Here is a 20,121-nt window from a genome sequence, read left to right on the forward strand (position 1 = left end):
CGAGAGCATCGAGGCCGCTTCAGCTACGCTTGTGGCTTCAGCAATCCATTGTGGTCGCAACCTTTCCTACAAGGTGCGACGGTAAGCCAACCGGGTTCCGTGCGCTTGGATGATGATGCGGCTTTGTGCACTTGGCAAGGTTGTATGCGCAAGCGCCGATGCACCGCGCCGATGGACAAGCCTCGTAGACTGGTCGGGGGGGCGCCGCACGCCCGATGAGGCAGGTAGGAATGGTCCGTGCATTAAGGCCACCTGACACAGGCTTTCGGAACTTGAGGGCCGGACGTCGTCATTGAGGTAACCGTCGGTCGCCGAACATGGTGGCGCGCGACAATCCTTCTTTACCGAAGAAATATGTGATCTGACCGCGGCGCGTCGTCCGCGGTCTTTAATGATCCCGCTCAGCGAGCCAGCGCGTAGCTCTGCATATGCCGTGGGGTCGCGCCCGCATAAACCAGACCGCCGCGGCGTTCGACGGCGCAGACCCGGCCGAGCGACCAGCCGTCCATCACTGAGAGCTTGTGGCCGCGTGCCCGCAAGTCGGCGATTACCGCCTCGCCGTAACGATCTTCTATCTGCAGCCGGCCAAGCTCGTATTCGCGCGGATAAAAGGAACCCGGCCAGTGACGGCTGTGGAACATCGGCGCGTCGATCGCCTGCTGCAGGCCCTGTCGATGCAGGACATGACGCAGGAAGACGGTGAGCGGCCACTGGTCCTGCTGATCACCGCCCGGCGTGCCGATCGCCATCACGCCGTCGCCGTCGCGGGTGACGAGCGTCGGCGTCAGCGTCGTGCGCGGGCGCGTGCCCGGACGCAGCGTCGAGGGCAGGCCTTCGTCGAGCCAGAACATCTGGGCGCGGGTGGAGATCGGGAAGCCGAGGCCGGGCACGACCGGCGAGCTCTGCAGCCAGCCGCCGCTCGGCGTCGCCGATACCATATTGCCGAAACGGTCAACCACGTCGAGATGCACGGTATCGCCTTCGATCTCCGGAACGGCTGCGAATGTGACTTCGCCACCGCCCGGACCTTGCGGGATTTCGCTGCCGCCGCGAGCGGCAATCTTTGCAAGACGCTCTGCAGCACCTTCCAGATGGCTGGCGACCAGATCCATCGAGGCGCGGTCGCCGATCAGCTTTGCCCGCTCGCGGGCGTAGTCGGACGAAAGAAGTACTTCCATTGGAATATCGGAGGAATCCGGGTCGCCATAAAATGCCTCGCGATCGGCAAAGCAGAGTTTTGCGCTTTCGACGACGGTGTGGACGTAATCGGCACTCATCGTATCGAGCCCGTCCAGATCGAATTGCGACAGGAGCTGCAGTTGCTGCAGGAAGACCGGACCCTGACCCCAGGGGCCGGTCTTGTGAACCCGCATGCCGCGGAATTCGACCGACAGCGTCTTTTCCCTGGTCGCCTGCCAGCGGGCCATATCGTCGCCACGCAGCAATCCGCCATTGCGGCGGCCGGACGTGTCGAACAGTTCGGCGGTGCTGTAGAACCGGTCGATCGCCTCGGCGACGAAGCCGCGATAGAAACTGTTTCGTGCCGCCTCGATCTGGACGATGCGATCGCTGCCGGCGGCCTCGGCCTCGGCGATGATGCGCTTGTAGGTTTCGGCGATTGCCGGATTGCGCATCGGCGCGCCGGGTTTCGGCGCGTTGCCGCCGGGCAACCAGACTTCTGCCGAGCTCGGCCATTCCCGCTGGAAGAACTCGGCCACCGGGATGATCGAGGCGACAGCGCGCGGCAGGAGCGGATAGCCGTTCTCCGCATAACCGATCGCATAGGACAGCACGTCGGCAAGCGACATCGTGCCGTAATCGCGCAGCATCAGCATCCAGGCATCGAAGGCACCGGGCACCACGGCCGGCAAAAGTCCGGTGCCGGGCACCATGTCGAGGCCGAGCGACTTGAATTTTTCCACCGTTGCAAGCTGGGGCGCCACGCCCTGGCCGCAGATCACGACAGGTTCGGCCTCATTGACGCTTTTGAGGATGATCGGCACCTCGCCACCCGGACCGTTCAGATGTGGTTCGACGATCTGCAGGGTGAAACCGCAGGCGACGGCGGCATCGAATGCGTTGCCGCCGCGTTCCAGCACGGCCATGCCGACGGCGGTGCCGAGCCAGTGGGTCGAGCTGACGGCACCGAACGTACCGCTGACTTCGGGCCTTGTGGTGAAGGAAACCATGAAATGATGCCTATCTCTGGACGATCTGTTTGGCGCCGACGAGACGCTCGGCGGCAAAAAGGACAAAAAGAATGATGAGGACCTGCAGTGAGGAGGCGGCAGCGACGACGAGCTGGTTGCCCTGGAACTGCAGGTAGCTGAAGATTTCGATCGGCAGGGTCACGACACCCGGTCCGGTCAGGAACAGCGCCGTGTTGAGTTCGCCGAAGGAAACGACGAAGGCGAACAGCCAGCCCGACAATACGCCCGGCCAGATGATTGGCATGGTGATCAGCAGGAAGGAGCGGACGGGACCGGCGCCGAGGCTCTGGCCCGCCTCCTCGAGCGTCGTGTCGAAACTCTGCAGTGAGGTCAGGATGGAGCGGAAGGCATAGGGCAGGCAGACCACGACATGGGCGATGAACAGGCCCGGAAGCACGCTCATGTTGACCGTCTTGTAGAGGAGCAGCAAGGCAAGTCCGAGGATCAGCGCCGGAAATACCAGCGGCGCCATAATCAGCACCTGAAGCACGACCGAAAATGCGTTGCGATGGCGCGAGACATAGACCGCGCCGAGCAGGCCGACCACCGCCGAACCGCAGGCAGACGCCACGGCCAGCACGATCGACAGCACGAAGGCATTGCGCATTTCGGCGATGCGGAAGAACTCGATGAACCAGCGCAGCGAAAAGCCGGGTGGCGGAAAGCTGAGCGCTTCCCCCGAACTGAACGAGGCGATGATGACGACGAGGATCGGCCCGATGACGAGCGCCAGCACGATGCCGACGATGAGGCGAAGAAGAAAGCCACCCATGGTTCAGCCCTTTCCCTGGACGCGTTGCGGCCGGATCACCAGCTGGATCACCACGGCGATGACGAGCGCGATCAACAGCAGCACGAAGGAGAGGGCGGCAGCGCGCGGCCAGCGGAAGGTCGAGACGCTATCGAATACCATGCTGACCAGAAGCTTGTAGCGGGGGCCGCCGAGAAGCGCGATCGACACATAGGCGCTGAGTGCCAGGAAGGTCACCAGCATCAGACCCGATGCAACGCCCGGGCTCGAAAGGGGAAGCGTTACCCGGAAGAAGGTCCGCCACGGCCCCGCGCCAAGCGAGTGGGCCGCTTCCGTGTAACGCTTGTCGATGGTCGCCAGCGAATTCGTCAGCGAGATCACCATGAAAGGCAGAAGGATGGTCAGCAGGCCGAGCGTGACAGCCTCGAAGGAGTAGAGATATTGCACCGGGCGCTGAAGGATGCCTGTTCCCACCAGGGTGCTGGACAGCACGCCGCTGCGTCCCAGAATGGCAACCCAGCCATAGGCGCGCACGACATTGCTCACCATCAGCGGCACCATCATGATCATCAGCATGATCAGCCGGCCACGGGGTGACAGATGCGCCGCGTAAAAGGCGACCGGATAACCAAGCAACAGGCAGAGGACCAGAACGGTTGCCGTCGACAGAAGCGTGCGCTGAATGATCAGCCAGTAGAAGCTGTCGGAGAAGATTTCCGTGTAATTGGCGAGCGTCGGCTGGATGTCATAAAGTGATGTCGCCGAGTTCGACATGAAGCTGATGAACAGGAGGTAGCCGAGCGGCACGACGAAGAACAGGCAGAGAATGACCAGCGGCGGCAGGGCCACCGCCCAGGCGAGCGATTGTCTCGACAGCGCAGCCTTCATGGCGTCCGCTCCAGTTCCACCAGATTGGCATTGTCCCAGTGAAGGGCGACGGATGCGCCCGGCGCGAGGTTCATCGGCTCGACGCCGGCATTCTGCACGAGCGCGTTGACCGGCATGCCGTTGATATCGAGATAGAGGAAGGTCTGCGCACCGCGATAGATCGCCTCGCGCACGATGGCGGGAACACCGCCCGCCCTGCCGTCAGCGTTCGAACCGATGGAAATCTTTTCCGGCCGGAGCGCGAACCGCAACGTCGCACCGGCATCTGCGGAGACATTGGCGACTTTCAGCACACTTCCGGCGACATCGATGATCGCGCCGTCTGCGTCCTTGCCCTTGACCGTGGCCTCCAGAATGTTGCTTGCGCCAAGGAAGGTCGCGACGAATTCGGTGCGGGGTCGGTCATAGATATCGCGAGGCGAACCCGTCTGCTGGATGCGGCCATCCTTCATCACCGCCACCCGGTCGGCCATGGTCAAGGCCTCTTCCTGGTCATGGGTGACGAAGACTGTGGTCATCTTCAACCGTTGCTGCAGATGACGGATCTCGACCTGCATCTGCTCACGCAACATCTTGTCGAGCGCGCTCAGCGGCTCGTCGAGCAACAGCACGTCCGGTTCGAAAACGACGGCGCGGGCAAGCGCCACGCGTTGCTGCTGGCCGCCGGAAAGCTGGCGCGGATAGCGGCCGGCAAACTTGCCGAGTTCGACGAGATCAAGGGCTGCTGCAACTTTGGTTGTGATCTCAGGCTTGGCGACATTGCGCATTTTCAAACCGAAGGCGACGTTTTCGGCGACTGTCAGATGCGGAAACAGCGCGAAGCTCTGGAACACCATGCCGAAGCTGCGCTTGTAGGCCGGCACACCGGTGACGTCATTGCCGCGAATATAGACATGGCCGTTGGTCGGCTGCTCGAAGCCTGCAATCAGCCGAAGCGTGGTCGTCTTGCCGCAGCCGCTCGGCCCGAGCAGCGCAAACAGGCTGCCGCGCTCGATTTCCAGATCAAGCGAATGAAGCGCTGTCGCGGTGTCGAATTTCTTCTCCACCTGGACGAAACGAACATCCGCGTTGGTGACCGAGGTGTTCGTAGGAGTGGATTGCTTATTCATTTCGGTGTCTCCAGGGCGCTGAGGGCGCGATCGCATGCAATGATGCGAAGCGCCGCTGCCACGAGGCGGATCGGTAATTCGGTCATGACGAGAAGTTCCGCCAGACGGGTTTGCTGTTGCGCGCTGGCGGCCGTGTCAAGAACTGCGGAAAGCCCGCTTGCGACGCGGACATCGATCGGGTCACGGCCTGCGGCCTGCCTGAGGGCCGAGGATAGCGCGTCCCATTCGGCTTTCAATCGCGATGCTTCCGCCGCGATGATTTCCTGCAGGCCGATCGTCTCTTCGGTCGCCATTCTGGCGATCGCCGCGAACTGTCCGGCCATCGTGGTCTCCAGCCGGTCAACAATTCCGGCGAGCCCATCGGCCGGTGCGAAATCTGCTGCCGTGACGGCTGCTTTGTCGAACAGGCCGAGGCAGGCGAGTGCGTTGTGGATCAGGCGAAAGCCGGCGCAATCTTCCTTCATGAAGAAACGCAGCGTCTGGTCCATTACATTGAAGCCGCGGATCGGCAGGTAGTGGCGGATGTAACCTTCAAAGGTGATGCCCTTGCGGACAAACTCGCCCATTTCCGGATGTGGTGAGAAGGTCAGAACCTTGCCGTCGCCGAAAGGCGCCATGAAGATCGCCGGAGTGTCCTTCATGTCGCGGCCGAAGAGGTCGGGGGACAGCGGATTGTCGATGAACAGGCGGCTGTCGGAAATATAGTTTTCGAAGCGGCCAAGCGTCTCGGCGGAGCGTTCGGCATTCGAATAGATCGGGCCGTGATAATAGGGCAGCTCGACGGTTTCCGGCAGGCCGCGCCCGATGACCGCGCCCTTGACCGATATACCGATGACAGCGGCGCCGGTCAGCAAATATTCCTGGGTGAATTTCGGCATCGCATCCACTGCGCCATGCCAGCCCGGCCGTCCTTGCGACATGTAGAAGGCACCGCCGCAGGAGCCCATATAGGCGCCGCCCTTGCGGATGAAGGCGGAAATCGCGGCATCGATGCCGTCCGTGCCTTCGGCTCGGTCCAGCCCCCAGGTGGCGAAGCCTCCCGGCATGACCAGCAGGTCGCAGTCGTCGAGACAGCCGCCGGCAACATCGGTGCCGGTGACCGCCCGAAAGCCGAATCCGAGGCTCAGCAGGGCATGGGCATAATAACCCCAATAGGGATAACCGACCGCATCGCCGGCATAGATCGCGATCCTTGGAGCGGAGGCCCGCAGGTTGGGAGCTGTGCGGGCCTCCGTTTCCGGTTCGGGGAGAGGGGAAAGACCGAACCGTGCCGCCGCGTCTGCTGCGGCGGAAGCGACCAGAAAACCATCGTCGCTTTCGTCGACGCCGAACCCGTTGATCCTGCAACGGTTGATGAATGCGAGCGTGCCACCGGCAAACGCGCCGCTATCGGCAAGGCCGAAAGTCTTCATGGTGTTGATGTCCTGCAAGGGGAGGGCGGCAGGTCCTGCCGCCCCTTATGATCAGCCGCCAGCGATCACGCGGTTCCAGCGATCGGTCCATTCGCCGCGATGGGCGGAGATGAACTCGTGGTCGAGATCGATGATGCGGGCGACTTCGGCGTCGGAAAACTGCACGCGCTGCTGCAATTCAACCGGCAGCGTCTTCAGCGTATCGGGATGGGTGCCGCCATAGTTGAACACCTTGGCGACCCAGCCCTGGGTGGCGGGGTCGATGGTGGCGTTGACATATTGTTCGGCAAGCGCCTTGTTCTTGGTACCCTTGGCAATGCCGGTGCCGGAGAGGTAGGAAATGGCGCCTTCCTGCGGGAAGACCCATTCGACCTTGCCGCCCTGCTTCAGCACCGTATAGGTCTGCGACTTGTAGAGCAGGCCGACGGCCGCTTCGCCGCTTACCAGCGAGCTCATGATCGTGTCGGTATCCTTCGCCCAGATCGGCTCCAGGTCATTCATCTTGGCTAGCATGTCGAAACCGGCTTCGGCGTCCTTGGCATCCTTGCCGGCCGCCATGGCGCCGATCGGGATCATGTAGGGGCCGATCGAATGGGTGATTTCCGGCAGCACGATCTGGCCGCGATAATCTTCGCTCCAGAGATCGGCAAAGCTCTTCGGCGGCGTCTTCACCATATCCGGATTGTAGACGATGCCGAGCGCCGAATAGATCATCGCCACCCAGCCCTTGCGCTTGAAGCGATCCGGCACGGCCGACAGGAAGGGGAGGTTGGCAGAGTTCGGATCGAGGTCTTCCAGCACGCCCTGGGCTTCCGCCAGCGGCACGATGCCGTCATGCAGCTGGACGAGATCGAAGACCTGATTGTCCATGCTGATCTTCAGCTTGGTAATACGCTCGACGGGGCTCGATCCGCGATCCTGCACGATCTTGACGCCGGTCTTTTCGGCAAAAGGCACGTCGACATTCTGCGCCATGCCATCACCCCAGAGCCCGCCCCAGGTCATCAGCGCCAGAGAATCCGGCTTTGACTGGGCAAAGGCGGAGCGGGCCGAGCCGAGCATGGGCAAGGTTGCGGCCGACGCCGCAAGTGTCAGAAAATCACGTCTTTTCATATCAAGTTCCCCGTTTTTATTCAAACCAATCAACATTGGTTCAATTAAATCGCGCTGAATTCCAGCTTCTTCCGGCCATTCCTTGCCCTCAACCTTGCTTTAGTCAAGCAATATGTGTCAATTTTTGATCATAATTGCGGAGTTTGCCCCAGTTTGCCTATTCCTTGATCAACGTGCCTAACTTGCAAATTGGTTTGCAATGGTTCAGATGATTGAGGCGGCGTAACGAGAGAAGAAATCATGTCGACGGTGACCCGGGAAAAGATCGTCGAGGCATTGCGCGCGGCAATCGGCGAGGCGGATACACGTTTCGTCAGCGACGACCGGCTGTTGCCGGAACGCCAACTCAGCGCCACGCTCGGTGTCGGACGCCGGCTATTGCGCGAGGCGCTGAATACACTCGAAGGGGAAGGGCTGCTTTTCCGCCGACAAGGGCAGGGCACCTTCATTCGCGAGGTCAATGCCAAGACGACCAGCCTGAAATCGCTGACCAACCGGACAAGCCCGCATGACATTATCGAAGTGCGGCAGGACATCGAACCGATCCTGGCAGGACTGTCGGCCATGCGCGCCACACAGATCGAAATCGACCAGATGAAACATTTCGTCCGCCGGGCAGCGCTCGCGGACAGTCCCGACGAATACGAGCAGTGGGACAGTGCCTTCCACTCCAAGATCGCCGAAAGCGTGCGCAACAGCATGTATTGGAGCATTTTCCGGCTGATCAATTCGGTGCGCAAGGAACATCACTGGGTCAGTTCCAGATCCCGTGTCTTCATCGGCGGTGTCAGCAAGGAAATGGTGCAGCAGCATGAGGCCATCGTCGAGGCGATCCAAGCTCGCAACGTCCGGGCGGCCGAGGAGGCGATGCGCCATCATATCATGACCGCGGGGGTCCGCATCCATGAAGCCGAACGAACCTGAGGTCCGCATCATCCACCTTGTTCGATAGTCGCCAGATCAGATATTCAAGGCGATCGCGATCCTCAGGCGCCATCAAACCCGCGCGGATAGTTCGCCGGCATCGTTTACATTGCTGACGCCATCGCCTAGTGACGGCGCTTGTTTCGAGCATCCGCGGGCGAAGACCATGTTGATCAAGCAGAGCGACTATCACCGGATCTACCGGGTCATCAACAGCCTGCTGGTCGGGGCAAACGCCGACCCTGCAACGGCATCGATGTATTTCAGCACATTCGGGACGTTCATCCTCAAGCAGCACTACAAGCTCGATGCCGCACCAAAGGGCGGTCTTGCCGCTTATAATCTCGGTGGCACCGTCATCCTGTTCGGGGATCACCGCGAGGATGGTTATGTGACCGGTGCCGGCGAAAATTTCCATTGCTGGATCGAAGCCGAAGGCTGGGTGATCGACTTCATGGCGCCGGCATTCCCGCAAGCGGCGAACAATCCGTCCCTGCCGTCCAAAATGTTTCAGCGGCCGCTATCCGCAATTGCGGCGTCGATCAACGATCTTGGCAGGTCCGGGGACTTCTTCTGCCAGCATGAACCTCAGGCGATGGCGCGCAACTTCGCCGATTGGCAGAAACATGCGGTGATCGGTGACATGGCGACGATCGCGGCGAAGTGGTTTCGCAAGTCGCCGAAGCAGATGCCGGCGTCGATCTCGATCGAGGGGTCGAAGGGTGAGTTGAAAAGCGTGCCGCTTGTCGGCAATTCCCTGAACGGCACCTGGTAACGCTGATCGCCGCCCTTTCGGGGCGAGCGCTCTTCCTTTCTTCCCGCAGGTCCAGACGCAAAAACGCTCGACATTTTTGCTGCAGTCGTTTTAGCGCGGGCGAGCCCTCGTACGCTTCTCATCGCCGTGTGGATCGGTCTTGGCGTAATGGGCCTTCTTGTGTTCATACATCAGCGCGTCGGCGCGCTTGACGACGGCTTCCATCGTTTCGCCCGTTTCGCTGGTGGCCGCGCCATAAGACATGCTGAGCGGTGCGTTGGAATAGAACTGGTTGTTGATCTTCAAAAGCTCGACGATCGTCTCCACCATCGCTCCGGCCGCCTTGGTATCGGCGCCGGGCAAAAGCACGGCGAATTCATCCCCGCCGATCCGGCAGGCGTGGTTGGGTAGCGAAACCGCACCATTGAGGATCTCCCCGAAACGGCGCAACAGCCCGTCGCCGGCATCGTGACCGAGCTGGTCGTTGGCCTCTTTCAGACCGTTGAGATCGATAACGATCGCCGAGACCGGACGCAGCGACTTGCGCTCCAGGCGATTGATCTCGTCGGCATAGAAGGCACGGTTATAGAGCTTTGTCAGCACGTCGTGCTTGCCGAGATATTCCAGATAGGCTTCCGCCTTCTTGCGCGCGGTGATATCGGCAAGCGCCACCTGCACACGCGACCAGTCCCGCTCATGGCCCGGAAACACCGAAAAGTGCAGCAATATATGGCGTTCCGATCCATCGAGCGCATAATTGATCACTTCGCGATGATGGAAGAGATTGCCGTTCCACAATTCTATCAGCTGCTCCCGGAACGGCTTTTCCATGTCGTCGCGAAAGATCTCGTTCAGCCGCTGCAGAAGATCCGGGCGGTCCTTGGCGCAGAACAGGTCAAGTGTCGCCTGATTGACGTCGATGACGCGGATCTCGCTCATGCACTGGCCGACGAACTCGGGATGAACGTCCATGAAGGTGCGGAAATCGGTGATGCCGCGTTCTCGGATATCCTCGATCAGCGCCCGGATACGACTGAAATCCTCGATCCATAGCGACACCGGCGAATGTTCGAAGACACCTTCCGCCTGAAGGCGCTGTTCGGCTTCCGCGCGCCGTGCATCCTCGCGGGCGGTGATGTCCTCGGTCGTCAGCAGCAGCCTGCCGAGCGTGCCCTCGTGACCGGGTAGGACGGTGCCGCGCAGCTGGATATCCAGCCGGCGACCGGAGATCGTGTAATTGACGGTCGTGCTGGAAAAGGAAGACTCGCCGTCAAACAGCGCCGCCAGCTCGTTGATATGGGTGTCCAGCATATCGTCGCGAAAGACCGCGCCAATGTTTTCGATCAGATGATCAAGACTGCCGGCTTCGAAAAGCTCCAGCGTCTTGGCGTTGACATCAAGCACCTTGATACGCCTGGAGCATTCCAGCACCCGCTCCCGGTCCTCGCGCAGAAATGTGCGGATATCTGTGGTGCCCTCTGCGCGCCACAGATCGAACAGCGCCTTGACCTCGCTGAAATCCTCGATCCACATGGCGATCGGCGCAAGGTTGAAAATGTCGGAATCGAATGCCGTAGTCATCATCTGTGCCTGAAATAGCCTTGAAACATGCGTGCGACCCGTAGCGTCGGCAGGCGGTGACCTTATGGACAATAGGTAAACCGGTGCTTGCTTTGGTCATAAACCTTTAGAACTGGACTGGTGATATCAGGTTCGCATCTCGATGCACAGTTTCGGCTTCGTCAACAAGCCTGTTCAGATAGATGCCACGTCGATCAAATTCCGCGGCAAGCTGTTCATCGATTCGCATCCGGCTTCCGTCACCAGAAACTGATCCTCGATCATCAGCGCGCCTAGCCCCTGGCCGTAGAACGGCGCCTCCAGCGCCACGACCATATTGGGCTCGATGATTTCCGGATTGTTGGCGGAAAAGAACGGCCATTCCTCTATGCCGACACTGCCTCCGACAGCATGGCCGAAGTGACCGCGATAATATTCGCCAAAACCATCCCGTCGCATCGATTGCAGCATGGCCGCATGTACGGTGCCGAAACGATTGCCGGGGCGGATCTGCTCCAGCCCGGCATGAAATGCCGCCTCAAGAGATTTAAAGACATCCGTCGCAAGCCCGGCAGGCGGACCATAGCTGTAGGTTCGTGCGCCATCCGACGAATAACCGTCGACGAGTGTGCCGACATCTGCCTTGATAAGGGCACCCGGCGTCACCCGGGCGGCCATATCCGAAAGATCAGCCCCGACCGAAATGTAATCCCAATGGCCGCTGAGCGCGAAACCACCTGTCGCGGCGGCGGCCAGTGCGCCGGCTTTCCATGCCGCTGAAAGCTCGGGCAGCGCGGCGCCCGGCCTGATCGCCTGTGCCATCGTTATCAGTCCCGCTTCCGCGGCGGCGCAAGCGTGGCGCAATCGGTCTATTTCCAACGGTGTTTTCACCGCACGCAGCCGGCGCAGCACTGTCGAGCCGTCCAGCCAGGCGGCTTGCGGCAACGTGTATTTCAGAACCTCGAAATCGGCAGCCGGCATGAATTCGAGATCGACGCCAAGGCGCGCATTCGAAAGACCGCGATCGCGAAGCAGCTCACCCAGAAGACCGAAAACCGCGTGCCGGTCGAATGTTTCGGGGCGTGGGCCACCCATGCCGGAACGCCGGTAGGCGTCGTCGATCTGCGTCACCGTTTCAGCGCCGGTCACGTCTAGCATGTCGATCCAGATCCGGTGGGTGCGCAATTCCACGTCGGGCGCCTGTCGGCGAACCGCCGCTCCCGCATGATCGCTGACGATCGCCGCCAGATCGGCATCGACCTGTGCCGGTACGATCGCGATCGCAGCCCCTGCCCGCCCCCACATCGTGGCGACACCCGCCGGTGCACCGATCGCATACCGGAAAGCCTCCGGCTGGAAGAGGATGAGTGCGTCGATGCCGGCCTCGTCCATCAGCCGGCTTGCACGCTGTCTGTCGATGTCGCTCATGCCCTGCCCCAGCCCCGGATGTATGTGAAGGACTTAAGTGAGCAGCGGGCAAAGTTCCAGCACCGCAGCAAACTTCTTGGCGGCCGCCACCTTGGTGATCAAGCCGATAGCAAGAGACGGGCGGTGTTGTGCCGCTGCGGCCGACGAGTTCACCAATCCTTCTTCATCGGGAGGTAATGATGCAATTGGCGGTGATTTCAGGCGATCGGGGCCATTCCATGCACTCCGTTTGTAACCGCATTGCAACGTTTGATATGTAGCCTTGACCAATGTTCTGGGACGATTTCCGAAAAGCACTTATATCGACGATCCTCGGCTTCGTGGCACTGGCATCCCTGCTTGCCACTCCCGTCGACGCGGCTGAGTCGAAGAACATTCAAAGCTCCTGCTGGACGTCCAGCGATGTGTCGGAGGATCTTGCCGCAGTCATCCGCTCGCCCGGGGGCTGGATTTGCAATGACTTGACCTATTCGCTTGAGGGCGAGCGGGTGCTGCTTCGTTTTGATATCGGACCGGACGACGCCCTCCCCCACTACCTTCTTTCAAGGCGAAGTGCGTTGGTGGCCGTGCATCTGCTGGCCATCGATCGGGACGGTACAATACGCCAGACATCCCTGCGTGCCGGTGATCTGCCGAGTTCTCTGCGGGGCGGGTATTTCAAGGCGCCTTTGCCGGACGTCACCGGCGCGACCCGGCAGGTGGTCGTTGCCTTCGATTTGCCGAGCCATCGGATGACGCTCGAGAGAGCCTATCTGTCACCATCCGACCTTACATTCGACCCTGGCTTTCTACGCTCCATCCTGCTTTTAGCCATTCTTGCCGGCATGTTGTCCATGCCACTGATCTTCAACGCGGCCTTTTATCGTATTCTGCGCGAGCCATTCGTGTTGTGGCATTCGCTGCTGACGATCGCCTTGCTGCTGACAATCCTGACCTCATCGGGTCTTGCAGTTGTCCTCTTTGATCCTCCCGCAATGACATTGAGCTGGATGACGACGCTGATCTTCGGTCTCACCGTTTCGTCCGGAGCAATGTTTACCTACAGCTTCATCGAACCCGGCAAGATGCATCCCTGGCTTCGCAAGGCACTGCTTTATTGCGCCGCCTGGGCGGTGTTTCTGAGCACGTTTCACGCGGCCTTCCCCTTTGTTGCGCGCTCGATCCAGTCGACCGTATACACGGCGGCCTTTATGCCGGTGCTTGCCATTTTCATGCTGTCGGTTGCCGATGCATTGCGGCGCGGAAGCCGTGCCGCAAAATTCCAGGCCATTGGTTATATACCGGTGATCATGGCCGGGCTGGTGCGGCTGGTCACCGGCGTGGTTCCCTGGCTGGAAAGCAATGATGCCATGCTGCTGTTTTATGCAGGCTGTGCGTGCGAGGTGCTGTTCACGACGCTTGGCGTGGCCGATCGCTTCATGACGATCCGGCTGCAGCGGGACCATGCACGCTTTGAAGCCGATGTACTCAAGCAATTGTCCGAACGCGACGCATTGACGGGATTGCTCAATCGGCGGGCGATCGAGCAGAATTTCGCAAAATACCTCGAAGCGGGTTACCGCGCGTTGGCCGTGCTCGATCTGGATCACTTCAAGGCAATCAATGATATTCACGGCCACGGAGTTGGTGATGCGGTCCTGAAGTCCGTGGCCGAGGTTCTCCAGGCCGACCCGCAGGTCTATGCGTTCCGGCTCGGTGGTGAAGAATTCGTACTGCTTGTCCGCGGTGAGGATGCCCAGTTGCGGGCCGAGCGCCTGCGCCAGGCGATCCCCGCTGCCATCGCCAACGCGATTCCGGGCCTTGGACGCCAGGTGACGGCCAGCATGGGCATGACGGATACGTCAGCAAATGCCGATGTCGGTTTCGCGGAGCTCTATAAACAGTCGGACCGGCTGCTTTACGACGCCAAACGCGCCGGTCGCAATCGAACGAAAGTGGCGCTGGCGCAAGCCGGCGAAGGATGACGGGCGCCTTTTCAGGAACTCGTGGCTCCGCACAAAATGCGCCGTGGCGTCTGCGTCAAGCGGATGCCGCCATCTCTGCCGACCACAACCGTCTCGCTGAAGCCCAGCCCCTGCGCCGTCGCATAAAGATGGAACACCATTCCTTCTTGCAGCGCCCAGTCCGATGTCGGCAGAAACACGCCGGAAAAATCGCTGGTGCGCGGGGTGCGGGTATAGAGGCCGAGCGTATAGGCGGTGACATTGTCATAAACCGGCCGAAGGCCCGCATCGAGCGCGCCCTGCCGCAGGATCGCATCGACATCGCGGGCAATCGCCCCTGGTTTCATCGCCGCAATCTGCCTGTCCTGCAACTCGACCAGCTTTTCGGCCGCGGCGGCAAGTTCTGCGGAAGGCGTGCCGACCACGATCGGCCGCATCATCCGTGCGCCATAGTTTCCAACGCGCGGGATGAGTTCGACATGCAGCACGTCGCCTTCTTCGATCGCTTCGGTCTTGAACACGCCATGGAGGAATTCATGGCTGCCGGATGCCTTGACCACCGGGCCGACTTCGCCGGTATCGGCGCCCTCGCGCAGGAAGACGCCGGAGGCGATCGCCGCCGCATCGCGCGTCGTCATGCCGGGTTTGGCCTGCCGTGCAATCTCGGCCATCGCCTTGTCGGCAATCGCGGAGGCCTGCGAAAGCACCGCGATCTCCTCGCCCGACTTCACCCAGCGCAGGCTGTCGCTCAGGCCCGGCATCGGCACGAAGGTTGCTTCGGGTAGAAGCTGGGTGAGACGCATGAAGGTTGCCGCACTCAGGCCATAGGAATTGGTATCGAGGCCGATCCGGGCCGTGCCGAAACCGTGGTCGCGGATGCTTGTCGCAACCGCCGCCTGGGCTTCCTTGGTATCGGCAAAGCCGGTGACATCAGTGATCCAGCTCTTTTCCCGGCAGGGTGCCTCGTCCAGCGCCCGCAGCGTGAACCACGCCTCACCCTCGCGCGGCAGGAAGGCCGCGCGATACATGGTCTCGGAGACTGTATAGCCCGTCAGCCATGCGAGAAGCTCGCCGCTGTCGGCAAGCAGAAGGTCGGCGCCCGAAGACGCCATGGCATCCCGGGCGAGAGCGATACGGCGATCGAATTCCGCCCGGGAAAACATTATGCCACCTCGCAGATGTCGAGAATGGTCAGCATGTAGACGCGGATCATGTCGAGGAAGTCGATAATGTCGACCCGCTCGTCCGGCATGGTGTTGTAACGGCCGCCCGGACCGCAAACGATGCCTTCCATACCGAGCTCCTTGTAGAGATGGCCGGCATCGGTGCCGTAGAAACGCGTCGGCGTGATCGCGCCGGTCGGCTGCTTTTCACCGCGCACGGCCTCGTATGCCGCATTGATCGACTTGACGATGCGGCTGTCCGGCGAGACCTCGAAGGGCGGCATCAGCGGCCGGCCCTCGATCATGTCCGGCACCAGCTTGGCCTGAAGTCCCGGGAAGCGGGCTTCGAGCGCTCGCAGTTCCTTTTCGACGTCGGCCAGCACGCCTTCCTGTGTCTGCCCTGGCGCATAGCGCAGCGAACCGCGCAGGCGGACGAAATCGGCCACCTGCGGCGGGCGCCATTCTTCCAGATCACGGCCGAGCGCGCCATGGACGACGCCGACATGGCCGCGATTGATCGAGCGATGCGCGTCGCTTTTGGCGCCGCTGAAGGTCATTGCATTGATGCGCGGAATGATGTCGCAAGCCGCGGCAATCGCATCGACGGATTCTTCGCGCTTCGATAGGTGGCGGGTATCGCCGGTCAGTTCGATGACATAGCTCAGTGCCGCCGCATGCATGGTGACGGCAACCAGATCGCTCGGCTCGCTGTTGATGAAATAGTCGGCCTTGACGCCGCCCTTGATCGCGGCCAGCGTGCCGACGCCGCCCTGCAATTCGCCGACGACGAAGGTCAGCGTCACATCGCCCTTCAGCTTGATGCCGGCTTCCAGCAGCGTCTTTACCGCGCAGAAATAGGCGGCATCACCGGCCTTCATGTTGGAGACGCCGATGCCATAGATGAACTTGTCGTCGACGAGGCCCGCGTAAGGGTCGACCGTCCAGCCTTCGGTGACCGGATTGGTGTCGAGATGGCCGTTGAACAGCAGGCTTTTAGCCCCGCCTTGACCTTTCAGGCGGCCGATCGTGTTGAAGCGGCGGCCTTCGTCGAAGGGCTGCAGCTCGGCGTCGACGCCGATCTTTTCAAGCTCCTTGGCCATCCAGCGGGCGAGATCCTTCTCGCCTTCGGTTTCCGAATGGCTCTTGTGCTGGACCATTTTCGACAGGAAATCGAGGCAGGCCTTTTCGTCGATCCGGTCCAACAGGGACTTCGGGTCCATTGTCATGCTCCTTGATGCATTCACTGGTATTGTGCGGCGGCGCGCGGCACCGCCTCGATCAGGCGGCGCGTATAATCCGCCCGGTCAGGGCTATCGATCTCGTCTGCCTTCACCACCTCGATCAGGTCGCCGCGATACATGACGGCGATCCGGTGGGCGATCTGGCGGATGAGGTTGAGGTCGTGGGTGATGAACAGATAGGCCGTGCCGCTCGCCTTCTGCAGTTCCAGCAGAAGTTCGACCACCGAGGCCTGAACCGAGACGTCGAGCGCCGAGGTGATCTCGTCGCAGATGACGAGACGGGGTTTCGAAGCGAAGGCACGGGCGATCGCCACGCGTTGTTTTTCGCCCCCGGAAAGCTGGTGCGGGTAGCGATCGGCATGGGTGCGCGGCAGGCGCACCTGTTCCAGCATGTCGCCGATCTGCTGCTTTATATCGCCGCCGTTGCCGTAAAGCTTCAGCGGTCGTGACAGGATTTCGGAAATCTTCTGGCGCGGATTGAGCGACGCGTCGGGGTGCTGGAAGATGATTTGCACGTCCTTGCGATAGGCCGTGGACATGTCGCTGACGCTTTTGATCTCGCGGCCGTCGAACCAGATTTTTCCCTCGAACCGGTTGAGGCCGGTCATCGCCTTGGCAAGCGTCGATTTGCCGGAACCGCTTTCGCCGACAATGCCGAGGATTTCGCCCGGATTGACGCTGAGGCTGATCGCATTATTGCCGGTCACCCGCTCGGTCTTGCGGCCGGTCAAAGCCGCAAGGAACGGCTTGCGGCCGAAATGGACGCTGACATTTTCGACCTTCACCAGCGGCGTGCCGGTCTCGACCACGTCGTCTTTCACCAGCCGGTGGGCGGGATCGGGAACGGCGGCAATCAGCTCGCGGGTATAGTCTCGGCGAGGGTTGGTGAAGATCTCGCGCACCGTGCCCTGCTCGACGATATCGCCGCGCTTGATCACTGCGACGCGGCCGGCGGTGCGTGCCACCAGCGCCAGGTCATGTGAGATATAAAGCGAGGCGACGCCGGTTTCGGCCTGCAGCTCGACAAACAGGTCGAGGATCTGGCGCGAGGTGATCACGTCGAGCGCCGTGGTCGGCTCGTCGAAGATGATGCATTCCGGATTGCAGGCAAAGGCGGAGGCAATGACGATACGCTGCTTTTCGCCGCCGGATGCCTCATGCGGCATGCGGTGCATCATCTGCGCCGGGGTTTTGAGGCCCACATGGGCAAGCCGTGCCTCGCCTTCCTTCCACGCCTGCTGACGGGTCAGGCCACGATGACGCATCAGCACTTCGGCCAGCTGTGTGCCGAGCGACAGCGTCGGGTTGAGCGAGGTCGATGGGTCCTGGAACACCATGCTGATGCGCCGGCCGCGAATGGCTTCCATCTCGCGCTCGGATTTCTCCAGCAGATTGTCGCCGCCGAGCAGGATTTTTCCGCCCGGCTCGCGGGCATTTTTCGGCAGGTAACGCATGATCGACCAGGCAAGCGAGGTCTTGCCGGAGCCGCTTTCGCCGACGAGACCGAGGATTTCGCCGCGGTTGATGGCAAGGTCGATATTTTTCAGCGCGTGATACGGGCCATTGGCCGTCTGGTAATCCAGCGAGTAGTTCCGGATTTCCAGAACCGGGCCAGGGACCGGCGAGACGGCCGGGCTGTTGTCTGTATTGTTCATGGGTGTCACCTCAGGTCCGCGGATTGAGGGCATCGCGAAGACCGTCGCCCAGAAGGTTGAAGCCGACGGCAACGGTGGCGATCGCCACGCTCGGCCAGATCAGGATGCCGGCGGAAAGATGCATGTAACGGCGCGCTTCCGAGACCATCAGGCCCCATTCAGCAGCCGGTGGCTGGGCACCCAGACCGAGAAAGCTCAAGGTCGCAAACAACATCACGGCGAACGACACGCGAATGGTCATCTCGACGATGATCGGCGCGATCACGTTCGGCAGCATTTCGCGGCGGATGATGTAGCTCGAGCTTTCGCCACGGGCGATCGCCGCATTCACATAATCCTGCTTGCGCACCGACAGCGCCACGCTGCGGGTGATACGGGCCATGCCCGGTGCAAACGCGATGGCGACGGCCACCAGCGCGTTGACGGTGCTGGAGCCCAGAAGGTTGACCACGAGAAGCGCAAACAACAGGCTCGGGATCGACATCACCGCATCGATGGTGCGCATGATCAGCTCGTCGGCGCGTCCGCCGAGAAAGGCGGATGCGGTACCGATCAGCGCTCCGATCAGCGTGCCGGCGATGGTCGCAAGCACCGCCATCACGACGGTCGCACGGGCGCCGATCAGAAGACGGCTGAAGATGTCGCGGCCATACTGGTCGGTTCCCAGCCAATAGGCGGCACTCGGCCCTTTGTAGCGGGCGAGCGGCGACAGCTTTTCCGGATCGTAAGGCGCTAGCATCGGGCCGAACATGACGATCATGAGGACCAAAGCCACGAGGAAAAGGCCGATGGCGCCCTGCGGCGTCTTCAGGAGACGTTTCAGGAAATCAGTCATACTGGATCCTCTTGTCGAGCCAGGCATAGAGGATGTCGGCGATAAAATTGACGATCGAATAGGTGGCGGCCATGATCAGCACGCCGGCCTGGATGGCTGGCAGGTCACGCGCCTGGATGGCGACGATCAGCTGTCGGCCGATGCCGGGAATGGCGAAGATTTCTTCCACCACGATGACGCCGCCGAGCAGGTAACCGACATCGAGCGCGACGATGGTGATGGTCGGCAAAAGCGCATTGCGCAGCGCATGGCGGCGCAGAACATGTCCGCGCGACAGGCCCTTCAGCCTGGCGGCGCGGATATAATCGGTATGCAGCACGTCGACGAGTTCGGAGCGCACCATGCGCGAGACATGGGCGATCAGGATGATCGAGATGACACAGACCGGCAGCACCAGATGCGCGAGGCCATCGAGAAAATTCTCAGTGAGCGGCACGTAGCCCGTGGGCGGCAGCCATTTCATCCAATCGGCGAAGATCAGGACGGCAAGCGTCGCGGTGACGAATTCAGGCAGCGCCACGCCGGCATAGGAGATCAGGCTCACCACCATGTCGGCGATCTTGCCGCGGCGGATGGCGGCGATGATGCCGAGCGGAATGGCCAGCACCAGCATCAGCCCGATCGACAGGAGCGCCAGAAGCAGCGAACGGCCGAGCGCCTCGAACATGACCGGACCGACCGGCTGGCCCGTGCGCAGCGAAGTCCCGAGATCGCCCTGCAGCACATGGCCGAGCCAGGTCGCATATTGCTGCCAGATCGGCTGGTCGAGACCCATGGTCTGGCGCAGCGCGTCGAGCGCATCCTTGGTGGCGTTTTCGCCCAGCATCATGACGGCGGCGTCGGCGGGCAGAATCTGGGTAATGGCGAAGACGATCAGCGACACGACAAGGAGTGTGTAGACGATCATCACCAGCCGCTTGGCTATGTAGTTCGGGGACAGGGGCTTGTTCCTTGGTCAAGAGGGCCGGACGCTCGGCGGTTTGGAAATGACATTCAGCAAAGACCCCCTCTGGCCTGCCGGCCATCTCCCCCACAAGGGGGGAGAAGACCTGTGGCATCCGCTTTGCCTCGATTGAAGTTCGGCGGATCGGCCGGGTTAAGCCCTCCCCCTTGTGGGGAGGGTTGGGAGGGGACT

17 protein-coding genes are annotated in these 20,121 nt (G+C 61.3%); 3 read left to right on the top strand and 14 right to left on the bottom strand.

What is annotated here, in order from left to right; genetic code table 11:
* Window positions 1-401: 401 nt before the first annotated feature.
* From AC2GXZ_RS27535 to AC2GXZ_RS27560, 6 genes are read right to left on the bottom strand one after another with little or no spacing between them, the layout of a single operon-like run.
* Window positions 402-2,189, bottom strand: coding sequence for a gamma-glutamyltransferase family protein (locus tag AC2GXZ_RS27535; protein WP_483762441.1), 1,788 nt, complete (start codon window positions 2,187-2,189; stop codon window positions 402-404).
* A gap of 10 nt (window positions 2,190-2,199) precedes the next feature.
* On the bottom strand, window positions 2,200-2,982 hold the full coding sequence (locus AC2GXZ_RS27540) for an ABC transporter permease (RefSeq protein WP_483762442.1): 783 nt from the start codon (window positions 2,980-2,982) through the stop codon (window positions 2,200-2,202).
* 3 nt (window positions 2,983-2,985) lie between these two features.
* A complete protein-coding gene (locus AC2GXZ_RS27545; RefSeq protein WP_483762443.1) occupies window positions 2,986-3,849 on the bottom strand; it encodes an ABC transporter permease in 864 nt (287 codons plus the stop codon).
* Window positions 3,846-4,958, bottom strand: coding sequence for an ABC transporter ATP-binding protein (locus tag AC2GXZ_RS27550; RefSeq protein WP_483762444.1), 1,113 nt, complete (start codon window positions 4,956-4,958; stop codon window positions 3,846-3,848). The genes AC2GXZ_RS27545 and AC2GXZ_RS27550 overlap by 4 nt, the downstream gene beginning before the upstream one ends.
* The gene (locus AC2GXZ_RS27555) at window positions 4,955-6,370 is read right to left on the bottom strand and encodes a BPL-N domain-containing protein (RefSeq protein WP_483762445.1); all 1,416 of its coding nucleotides are present in this window, start codon (window positions 6,368-6,370) and stop codon (window positions 4,955-4,957) included. The genes AC2GXZ_RS27550 and AC2GXZ_RS27555 overlap by 4 nt, the downstream gene beginning before the upstream one ends.
* Before the next feature lie 51 nt (window positions 6,371-6,421).
* A complete protein-coding gene (locus AC2GXZ_RS27560; protein ID WP_483762446.1) occupies window positions 6,422-7,483 on the bottom strand; it encodes an ABC transporter substrate-binding protein in 1,062 nt (353 codons plus the stop codon).
* A gap of 240 nt (window positions 7,484-7,723) precedes the next feature.
* Between AC2GXZ_RS27560 and AC2GXZ_RS27565 the strand changes: the two genes are divergently transcribed.
* The gene (locus AC2GXZ_RS27565) at window positions 7,724-8,407 is read left to right on the top strand and encodes a FadR/GntR family transcriptional regulator (RefSeq protein WP_483762447.1); all 684 of its coding nucleotides are present in this window, start codon (window positions 7,724-7,726) and stop codon (window positions 8,405-8,407) included.
* Between the two features lie 166 nt (window positions 8,408-8,573).
* Window positions 8,574-9,182, top strand: a complete 609-nt coding sequence (locus tag AC2GXZ_RS27570) for a DUF2026 family protein (protein ID WP_483762448.1) — start codon at window positions 8,574-8,576, stop codon at window positions 9,180-9,182.
* A 90-nt stretch (window positions 9,183-9,272) separates the two neighbouring features.
* Here AC2GXZ_RS27570 and AC2GXZ_RS27575 read toward each other — a convergent pair whose 3' ends face one another.
* The 3 genes from AC2GXZ_RS27575 to AC2GXZ_RS27585 form a co-directional block, all read right to left on the bottom strand.
* Entirely contained in the window at window positions 9,273-10,742 is a 1,470-nt protein-coding gene (locus tag AC2GXZ_RS27575) for a sensor domain-containing diguanylate cyclase (RefSeq protein ID WP_483762449.1), read from the bottom strand.
* Window positions 10,743-10,916: 174 nt separating this feature from the next.
* On the bottom strand, window positions 10,917-12,149 hold the full coding sequence (locus AC2GXZ_RS27580; RefSeq protein ID WP_483762450.1) for a M24 family metallopeptidase: 1,233 nt from the start codon (window positions 12,147-12,149) through the stop codon (window positions 10,917-10,919).
* A 33-nt stretch (window positions 12,150-12,182) separates the two neighbouring features.
* Complete coding sequence (locus tag AC2GXZ_RS27585; protein ID WP_483762451.1) at window positions 12,183-12,446, bottom strand: hypothetical protein; 264 nt, start codon at window positions 12,444-12,446, stop codon at window positions 12,183-12,185.
* 23 nt (window positions 12,447-12,469) lie between these two features.
* Between AC2GXZ_RS27585 and AC2GXZ_RS27590 the strand changes: the two genes are divergently transcribed.
* Window positions 12,470-14,113 (top strand): sensor domain-containing diguanylate cyclase, encoded by a 1,644-nt coding sequence (locus tag AC2GXZ_RS27590; protein ID WP_483762452.1) that lies wholly within the window; start codon window positions 12,470-12,472, stop codon window positions 14,111-14,113.
* 11 nt (window positions 14,114-14,124) lie between these two features.
* Here the strand turns inward: AC2GXZ_RS27590 and AC2GXZ_RS27595 are convergent, their stop codons facing one another.
* The 5 genes from AC2GXZ_RS27595 to AC2GXZ_RS27615 are packed head-to-tail and all read right to left on the bottom strand — an operon-like array spanning window position 14,125 to window position 19,926.
* Window positions 14,125-15,255, bottom strand: a complete 1,131-nt coding sequence (locus AC2GXZ_RS27595) for a M24 family metallopeptidase (RefSeq protein ID WP_483762453.1) — start codon at window positions 15,253-15,255, stop codon at window positions 14,125-14,127.
* The gene (locus AC2GXZ_RS27600; protein WP_483762454.1) at window positions 15,255-16,475 is read right to left on the bottom strand and encodes a M20 family metallopeptidase; all 1,221 of its coding nucleotides are present in this window, start codon (window positions 16,473-16,475) and stop codon (window positions 15,255-15,257) included. The genes AC2GXZ_RS27595 and AC2GXZ_RS27600 overlap by 1 nt, the downstream gene beginning before the upstream one ends.
* Window positions 16,476-16,495: 20 nt before the next feature.
* Complete coding sequence (locus AC2GXZ_RS27605) at window positions 16,496-18,151, bottom strand: dipeptide ABC transporter ATP-binding protein (RefSeq protein ID WP_483762455.1); 1,656 nt, start codon at window positions 18,149-18,151, stop codon at window positions 16,496-16,498.
* Window positions 18,152-18,161: 10 nt separating this feature from the next.
* Window positions 18,162-18,986, bottom strand: coding sequence for an ABC transporter permease (locus AC2GXZ_RS27610; RefSeq protein WP_483762456.1), 825 nt, complete (start codon window positions 18,984-18,986; stop codon window positions 18,162-18,164).
* Window positions 18,979-19,926 (bottom strand): ABC transporter permease, encoded by a 948-nt coding sequence (locus AC2GXZ_RS27615; protein WP_483762570.1) that lies wholly within the window; start codon window positions 19,924-19,926, stop codon window positions 18,979-18,981. Before AC2GXZ_RS27615 ends, AC2GXZ_RS27610 begins: the two co-directional genes overlap by 8 nt.
* Between the last annotated feature and the right edge of the window lie 195 nt (window positions 19,927-20,121).

This window comes from Aliirhizobium sp. YIM B11859 (assembly GCF_057163345.1).